The sequence below is a fragment of the Mesorhizobium sp. M7A.F.Ca.AU.001.01.1.1 genome, from assembly GCF_004022735.1.
GTDB classification, from domain to species: Bacteria; Pseudomonadota; Alphaproteobacteria; order Rhizobiales; family Rhizobiaceae; genus Mesorhizobium; species Mesorhizobium ciceri.
In genome coordinates, this window is record NZ_RZPF01000286.1 from 1 (window position 1) to 7,475 (window position 7,475).

At 62.0% G+C, this 7,475-nt stretch carries 8 protein-coding genes and 1 pseudogene; 4 read left to right on the forward strand and 5 right to left on the reverse strand.

Annotated elements, in window-relative coordinates; translation table 11 throughout:
• From thrS to yidD, 3 genes are all read right to left on the reverse strand, one after another.
• Positions 1 to 1,242, reverse strand: a 1,242-nt coding sequence (thrS, locus tag EN884_RS18405) for a threonine--tRNA ligase (RefSeq protein ID WP_128360665.1), incomplete at its 3' end; no start/stop codon positions are given.
• A 176-nt stretch (positions 1,243 to 1,418) separates the two neighbouring features.
• Positions 1,419 to 2,246, reverse strand: a complete 828-nt coding sequence (gene blaOXA / locus EN884_RS18410; protein WP_013531977.1) for a class D beta-lactamase — start codon at positions 2,244 to 2,246, stop codon at positions 1,419 to 1,421.
• Between the two features lie 135 nt (positions 2,247 to 2,381).
• Entirely contained in the window at positions 2,382 to 2,756 is a 375-nt protein-coding gene (gene yidD / locus EN884_RS18415; RefSeq protein ID WP_027162584.1) for a membrane protein insertion efficiency factor YidD, read from the reverse strand.
• 335 nt (positions 2,757 to 3,091) lie between these two features.
• On the opposite strand from yidD, the gene EN884_RS18425 reads away from it, so the two are divergent.
• Positions 3,092 to 4,009 carry a LysR substrate-binding domain-containing protein gene (locus tag EN884_RS18425; RefSeq protein WP_063167875.1) on the forward strand — a complete coding sequence of 306 codons (918 nt, stop codon included), beginning with the start codon at positions 3,092 to 3,094 and terminating at the stop codon, positions 4,007 to 4,009.
• A 103-nt stretch (positions 4,010 to 4,112) separates the two neighbouring features.
• Here EN884_RS18425 and EN884_RS18430 read toward each other — a convergent pair whose 3' ends face one another.
• Positions 4,113 to 4,559 carry an iron-sulfur cluster assembly scaffold protein gene (locus EN884_RS18430; protein WP_063167874.1) on the reverse strand — a complete coding sequence of 149 codons (447 nt, stop codon included), beginning with the start codon at positions 4,557 to 4,559 and terminating at the stop codon, positions 4,113 to 4,115.
• Positions 4,560 to 4,799: 240 nt separating this feature from the next.
• Here EN884_RS18430 and folE point away from each other — a divergent pair, with 240 nt between their 5' ends.
• The 3 genes from folE (at position 4,800) to EN884_RS18445 (ending at position 6,988) form a co-directional block, all read left to right on the forward strand.
• Positions 4,800 to 5,435 (forward strand): GTP cyclohydrolase I FolE, encoded by a 636-nt coding sequence (gene folE, locus EN884_RS18435; protein ID WP_013531982.1) that lies wholly within the window; start codon positions 4,800 to 4,802, stop codon positions 5,433 to 5,435.
• 35 nt (positions 5,436 to 5,470) lie between these two features.
• Positions 5,471 to 5,932, forward strand: coding sequence for a phosphoribosyl-AMP cyclohydrolase (gene hisI, locus EN884_RS18440; RefSeq protein ID WP_013531983.1), 462 nt, complete (start codon positions 5,471 to 5,473; stop codon positions 5,930 to 5,932).
• Between the two features lie 81 nt (positions 5,933 to 6,013).
• The gene (locus tag EN884_RS18445; protein ID WP_174299064.1) at positions 6,014 to 6,988 is read left to right on the forward strand and encodes a patatin family protein; all 975 of its coding nucleotides are present in this window, start codon (positions 6,014 to 6,016) and stop codon (positions 6,986 to 6,988) included.
• Positions 6,989 to 6,995: 7 nt separating this feature from the next.
• On the opposite strand, the pseudogene EN884_RS18450 reads toward EN884_RS18445, so the two are convergent.
• Positions 6,996 to 7,475: pseudogene (locus EN884_RS18450) on the reverse strand (single-stranded-DNA-specific exonuclease RecJ); the annotation flags it as partial.

Consider the following 7,475-nt stretch of genomic DNA (forward strand, 5'->3'; position numbering starts at 1 on the left):
CAGGATCAGATCGTTGATGCGCAGGCATTCCGCCGCCAGCTGCTCTTCGGTGCAGAAGATGTGCGCATCGTCTTGCGTAAAACCGCGCACACGCATCAGCCCGTGCAGCGCGCCGGATGGTTCGTAACGGTGGACGTTGCCGAATTCTGCAAGTTTGACAGGCAGATCGCGATAAGACTTCAACCCATGCTTGAAAATCTGCACATGGCCCGGGCAGTTCATCGGCTTCAGAGCGAAGATCCGGTCGTCATCGGTATCGTCGCCGGCCACCGTCACCTTGAACATGGCGTCGCGATACCATCCCCAATGGCCTGACGTCTCCCACAGGCTCTTGTCGAGAACCTGCGGCGCGTTGACCTCCTGATAGCCCTGCTCGTCGAGGCGGCGGCGCATGTAGTTGACCAGGTTCTGGAACATCTTCCAGCCCTTGGCGTGCCAGAAGACGACGCCAGGCCCCTCTTCCTGGAAATGGAACAGGTCCATCTCGCGGCCGATCTTCCTGTGGTCGCGCTTCTCGGCCTCCTCCAGCATCGTCTGATAGGCTTCGAGCTGCGCCTGATCAGCCCAGGCCGTGCCGTAGATGCGGGTCAGCATCGGATTGTTCGAATCGCCGCGCCAATAGGCGCCGGCCACCTTCATCAGTTTGAAGGCGTTGCCGATCTGCCCCGTCGAGGCCATGTGCGGGCCACGGCAAAGGTCGAACCAGTCGCCCTGCGCGTAGATCTTGAGATCCTGATCCTCGGGAATGGCGTCGATCAGCTCCAGCTTGTAGCGTTCGCCCTTGTCGGCAAACACTTTCTTCGCCTTGTCGCGCGACCAGACTTCCTTGGTGAACGGCTTGTTGCGCGAAATGATCTCGCGCATCTTCTTCTCGATCACGGGAAAATCGTCAGGCGTGAACGGCTCGTTGCGGGCGAAGTCGTAGTAAAACCCGTTCTCGATCACCGGCCCGATGGTCACCTGCGTTCCCGGCCACAATTCCTGCACGGCTTCCGCCAACACATGTGCGGCGTCGTGACGGATCAGTTCGAGTGCGCGCGGGTCGTCGCGGGTGACGATCTCGACCTTGCCGGATTTGCCAAGCGGATCGCTGAGATCGCGGACGGTGCCGTCGATCGCATAGGCGACCGCCTTCTTGGCCAGCGACTTCGAGATCGATTCGGCGAGGCCGGCACCGGTCATCGCCGCGTCGTATTCGCGGACGGAGCCATCGGGAAATGTCAGGGAAACGGAATTCAGCATGTATATCTCCTATCCAGTCCCGCAAACGAGCGCGGGTGGTTGAAATGCATGTCGCCCAAAAGTGTGTGGACGGTTTTGGGGTTACGACATGCAAAGAGTAGGCCGGATGCGTCCGGCAGCGGCTGTCTTTTATGGACAGATTCCGCCGCCGTAAAGCCCGGCTCAAATGTCAGACTTCATTTGATGAGCAGCGGCAGGTCCTTCAGGAACGCGGCTCGGGTCTTGAGGCCTTTGGGCATATCGGTCCGATCGGTGTCGACGACAAGGCGCGCAAAGACGATCTGGCGGCCATCCTTGTTCGCCCAGCCGACGAACCACCCAAGCGAGCGCTTATCCTGAACCTTGTCGGCATCGTTGCGCAGCCTGGTGCTTCCGGTCTTGCCCTGCACCGTCCAGCCTCCGGCCTGGAAGGTCGGGATGATGGCTGATGTCATGTCGTAGGCCCTGGCCGAGACAGGCAGCTTGCGGGCCAGCAGCTTGCGCAGGAAATCGACCTGCTCGACCGGCGTGATCTTGAGCGAGGAGTTTATCCAGGATTGGGTCAAACCATCATTCTTGCCGGGATTGCCGGAAACATCGGCATTGCCGTAGCCGAATTTGGAGACATAGCCAGCCAATTTTTCCGGCCCGAGCCGACTGGTGATTTCACGGGAGAACCAGACGATCGAATCCCGTTCCCAGATCACCGGATCGACGGTCTTCTGGTCCCGCTTCACCGCCTTGAACTCCGGCTTGTAGTCCCACGCCGGCGTATGCTCGTCGCTCAGGATCCCGCTGTCATAGCCGATCAGCGACAGCGGCACCTTGAACGTCGAGGCCGGGCTGAACCGCTGGTCGCACACTCCGTCCTGGTAAAGCGTCTTGCCGCTCGCCGCATCGGCGATCACCGTGCACTGCAAATCCCCCAGCGGCGCCGATTGCGCGCGCAGCGGAAATCCCAGCAGCCAGGCGAGCAGGAACAGGATCCCGGCAAAGATGAAGGGAAGACGGTCGAAATTGCGCATTTTCTGCTCGCTCCAGAAGGGGGTTCGCGAGCGGCTTAGCGGGGTCTCTTGTCTCGATTTTGTCTCAAATGCGCAGTCTTTGTGCAGGCTGTTGTTAACCCTACCGGATCGTAAACCTGCTATTCTCCCCGGCCATCATTCCTGCGCTTTGCCGCGCTTGCTGCCGATCCGCCAGTACCGCCAGGGCATGAACCAGAGATAGCGATCCGCAAGCGCCTCCGGCACGAGGTCTATGCCATGCGTGCCGAATGGCCCGCAGCGCAGCACGCGGAAGAATCCCATCCAGCCGCCGGCCCACAGGCCATGGCGGGCGATCGCCTCATGCGCATATTCCGAACAGGTCGGCAGATGCCGGCAGGAATTGCCGACAAAGCCCGACAGCGTCAGCTGGTAGAGGCGCACGAGCGACGTGCCGAGGAGACGGCCTGGCGTCTTGCGCCAGGGGCCGGGCCAGTTGCGGCCGCGTTTTTGCGACCCGTCTATATGCGCATGCCCATGCTGGTCGCGCACCACAGTCTCCGTATCGCGTTTCCCAGGCGATAGATGTGGACTTCCGCCGGAGAACGCAATCCCCGCTCCTTGCGCGCCCCGCCATCACGGACGGGAACGGCGAAACGGCTGCCTGTCAGCCGACGGCGCCCAGCGGCCACGACTGGCCGGCCCCTCGCGGCGCTTTGAATGCTGCTTTTCGTCACGCCATTGAAACGTCACGATCCGCATGACATCGCCAAAAATGTTCAGCAACTGGATCATGGTCGGTCTCCTTCGACATGGATTAGACCGCCGCTGGCCTTCGCCTTCAAACGAGTATAATTTCCACTTCGGATAATCCTGGGTTATGCGAAATGAAGCGTGGGCGCCTGCCGCTGACGGCATTGAGGAGCTTCGAGGCGGCGGGCCGGCATCTGAGCTTCAGCCGGGCCGCCGAGGAGCTTTTCGTCTCGCAGGCGGCGATCAGCCGGCAGATCCGCGAGCTCGAAATCTTCCTGCATCGACCCTTGTTCGAACGTCACCATCGACGAGTCGAACTGACCGACACCGGCCGGCGTCTGCTGGATCAGCTTGTCAGAAGTTTCGACGCCATCGATACCTTGCTTGGCGATCTGGTGGCGACACCGGCACAGTCCGTGGTCCGCGTCAGTGTCGAGCCGTCGCTTGCCTCCGTGTGGCTGGTTCCCCGGCTCAACCGGTTTCGCCAATTGCGGCCCGACATCGACGTCTCCCTCGAAGTCGATCCAAGGCTGATCGAGTTCCGCAGCGATCAGCCGGAGCTTGCCTTGCGCTTCAGCGCGCATGCCGACTCGTGGCCGCGCAGCCAGGCCGAGCGGCTTGCCTCGACGGTCGATTCGCCGGTCCTGTCGCCGGCGCTGCTTGCTTCTGGCCCTGCCCTCAGGAAGCCAATCGATCTTGGCCGCTACACGCTTTTGCACGAGGAGAACCGCCAGGGCTGGGCGCGCTGGTTCGAAGCGGCCGGCGTGCCCGCCGACGCCGTGCCCGCGCGCGGGCCGATGCTGGCGGATGCGTCGCTTTCAAAGCAGGCCGCCTTGCTCGGACATGGCGTGGCATTGGGCGATCTGTTGCAGATCGGCGGGGAAATCGCATCCGGCGCGCTGGTCAAGCCGTTCGACATCGACGTCGCATCCGGCGCCTATTGGCTGGTGGCCAGAAACCTGCACGACCTCTCGGAGCCGGTCGCCGCGTTCGCCGACTGGCTCAGAAGCGAATTTGCCGAAAGCAGGCGGGCGCTGGAAGCGCAGGTTTAAACCCTTCTGGCCCGGTTCCTGTCCAGCCAAATGCCAAGCAGTGGCAGCAAAGATTTGGGCGCCTGCGCGAAGCCTGCGCACCGTGGACGGCCAAATCCCAAGGTCAGGCCGCTTCTTCGGCGCGCTTCTTCTCGATCTGGCCGATCGCGTCGACCACGGCATCGAAAGTCAGCATGGTCGAAGCGTGCCGCGCCTTGTAGTCGCGCACCGGCTCCAAATATCTGAGATCCGCAAAGCGGCCGTCCGGCGGGGCGCCATTTTCCTTGAGCATCTTCAGCATGGAGTCGCGCACCGCGCGCAATTCCTCGGCACTCGCGCCGACGACATGCTGCGCCATGATCGATGACGACGCCTGGCCGAGCGCGCAGGCCTTCACGTCATGGGCAAAGTCCGTGACGACGCCGTCCTGCATCTTGAGGTCGACGGTGACGGTCGAACCGCATAGCTTGGAGTGCGCCTTGGCGGTCGCGTCAGGATGATCGAGACGGCCGATGCGGGCGATGTTTCCGGCAAAACCGAGAATTTTCGCGTTGTAGACGTCGTTTATCATAATTTTCCAATCCGTCGCCGCCAAGCGAACAGCGATTGCCGCTGTCGTGTCTTCCTTTCGCTCGCTATGACCTTATATAATGCTGGCAGTCCGGTATCGACAAGAACGACGAAAGCCAATGTCCTTGCCGGGAAGTTCACGCCGCTTACGGGGCTGGAAACGGGGCGAGTTTCCGACACCGAAAGGTCGTGGTCCGTTCAACTCGTTCCTCCGCCGAGAGGGACTACGGGAGACGCCTTTATGGATGCCGTCATCAAGAAGCTCATGCCACAGTCAGCCTATATGGAAAAGCCGGTCACCGACCGGCCAAGCGAAGCCGAAGTCGAAGCCGCCGTGCGCACACTTTTGCGCTGGACCGGCGACAATCCGGACCGCGAAGGGTTGGTCGACACGCCGAAGCGGGTGGCAAAGGCCTTTCGCGAAATGTTCGGTGGTTACGACATGTGCCCGGCCGACGAGCTCGGCCGCACCTTCGAGGAGGTCGCCGGCTACGATGACCTGGTCATCGTCAAGGACATAACATTCCATTCGCATTGCGAGCACCACATGGTGCCGATCATCGGCAAGGCGCATGTCGGGTATCTTCCGGACGGCAAGGTCGTCGGCCTGTCCAAGATCGCGCGTGTCGTCGATATCTTCGCCCACCGCCTGCAAACCCAGGAGGCGCTGACGGCGCAGATCGCCGGCGTCATCCAGGACGTGCTCAATCCGCGCGGCGTCGCCGTCATGATCGAGGCCGAGCACATGTGCATGGCCATGCGCGGCATCCGCAAGCAGGGATCAACCACGCTGACCTCGACCTTCACCGGCGTTTTCAAGGACACGCCCGAAGAGCAGGTCCGTTTCGTCACCATGGTGCGCGGCGGCGGGGTCTGATCGGCCCTCGCCGGCCATCAAAATAAGGACCGGCGATGTCGGCACTGGAATTTCCAAAAGCTCCGTCGGACAAGAAGGCTCTCGAGGAAGGCGCGGTGTTTTCGCCGCGCTTCGATGCAGCCGGGCTGGTCACGGTCGTCGTGACAGACGCCGCGGACGGCATGCTGTTGATGGTTGCGCATATGAACGCGCAAGCACTGGCGCTGACGCTTGAGACCGGCATCGCCCACTACTGGTCGCGCTCGCGCAGCGCGCTTTGGAAAAAGGGCGAAACATCAGGCAATTTTCAGCATGTCGTCGAGATGCTCACGGATTGTGACCAGGATGCCATATGGTTGCGCGTCAAAGTGTTGGGCCACGACGCAACCTGTCACACTGGCCGGCGTTCATGCTTTTATCGGACGGTGGGGCTGGTCGACGGCAAAGGGACGCTTGCCATCGACGGCAGCAAGCCGCTGTTCGATGCGGAAAACACGTATCGGAAACCAACAGCTTGAACCTTCTGCCTGACACCGACGACACAGATTCATCATTTCGATACGCCCCGCTCGTATAGTAGCCGTGGGACAAGGGAGATTATGATGCTCGAGTGGGCGTCATTGCGTAACAGACCAGATGTCAGGGAGGCCAACGGCCTGTCCTCGTCAGGCGGCGCGTCCGAAACGAACTCCCAAAAGAAAACAGGCATTTCGCTCGCCTTGGGTGGCGGGTGCGCCCGCGGCTGGGCGCATATCGGCGTGCTGCGCGCGCTGGATGAAGCCGGCATCGAAGTATCGATGATCGCCGGCACCTCGATCGGCGCGCTGGTCGGCGGCTGCTATCTCGCCGGCAAACTGGACGAGCTCGAAGAATTCGCCCGCAGCCTGACCAAGCGCCGCATTTTCGGCCTGCTCGATCTCAATTTACGCGGCAGCGGCCTGTTCGGCGGCATGAAACTCGATGCAAGGCTGCGCGAGCACATGGCCGGCATTCGGTTCGAGGACCTTGCCAAGCCGTTCGTCGCGGTCACTTCCGAAATCCGCACGGGCCACGAAATCTGGCTGTCGAGCGGCTCATTGATCACCGCCATGCGCGCCTCTTATGCGCTTCCCGGCGTGTTCGAGCCGGTGAATTGCAACGGCCGCGTGCTGGTCGACGGCGCTCTGGTCAACCCCGTACCGGTTTCGGTCTGCCGCGCCTACGAGCAGCCGCTCGTCGTGGCGGTCAACCTTCACTATGACCTGTTCGGCCGTGCCGCCGTCATCAAGCACAGCGCTGGCGAACTGGTCGTCGAAAAGGACGCGCCGAGGGCCGGACATGGCGATCCCGAACACCAGTCGCATCAGACCCGGCTCGGCATCACCGGCGTCATGGTCGAGGCCTTCAACATCATCCAGGACCGCATTTCGCGCGCAAGACTTGCCGGCGATCCGCCAGACATGTCGCTACAGCCGAAGCTCAGCCATATCGGCCTGACCGAGTTCCACCGCGCCGACGAGGCGATCAATCTCGGCTATCAGGCGACGATGGCGCAGATCGGCGAACTGACCCGGCTGCAGACAGTTCTCGCCTGATCAACACCTACGCACGAGCCGCATCGGTGATACGAAACTGAACGGTGCGGTTGCCGTTCCAGTAATTTCCCGACAGCGAACCGGCGACGTGGATTGTCTTGCCCCGGTTCTTGAACAGGAATTCGCCAAGCGCGGTATCGACGGCGCGAAAGGCGATCGCCTGGATCCGGCCGCCGCTTTCCGATTGCAGCTCGACGCGGATGTGATTGGTGCCGACCGGCCGCGCATCGGCCAACCGGTGGCGCGGCAACGCGAAAACAGGGGCCACGTGCCCGGCACCGAAAGGTCCGGCTTGTTCCAGCGCGTCGAGTAGGCTGAGTGTCGCGCCTTCAGCGGCAAGCGCACCGTCTATGGCCAGGCTTTCCTCGCCCTGCAGGCGAAACACGTCGGCTGCCGCCCGCTCTTCGAAAAACGCCCTGAGCTCACCAAGCCTCGCCCGCTCGACGGTGATGCCCGCCGCCATGCCATGCCCGCCACCCTTGACGAT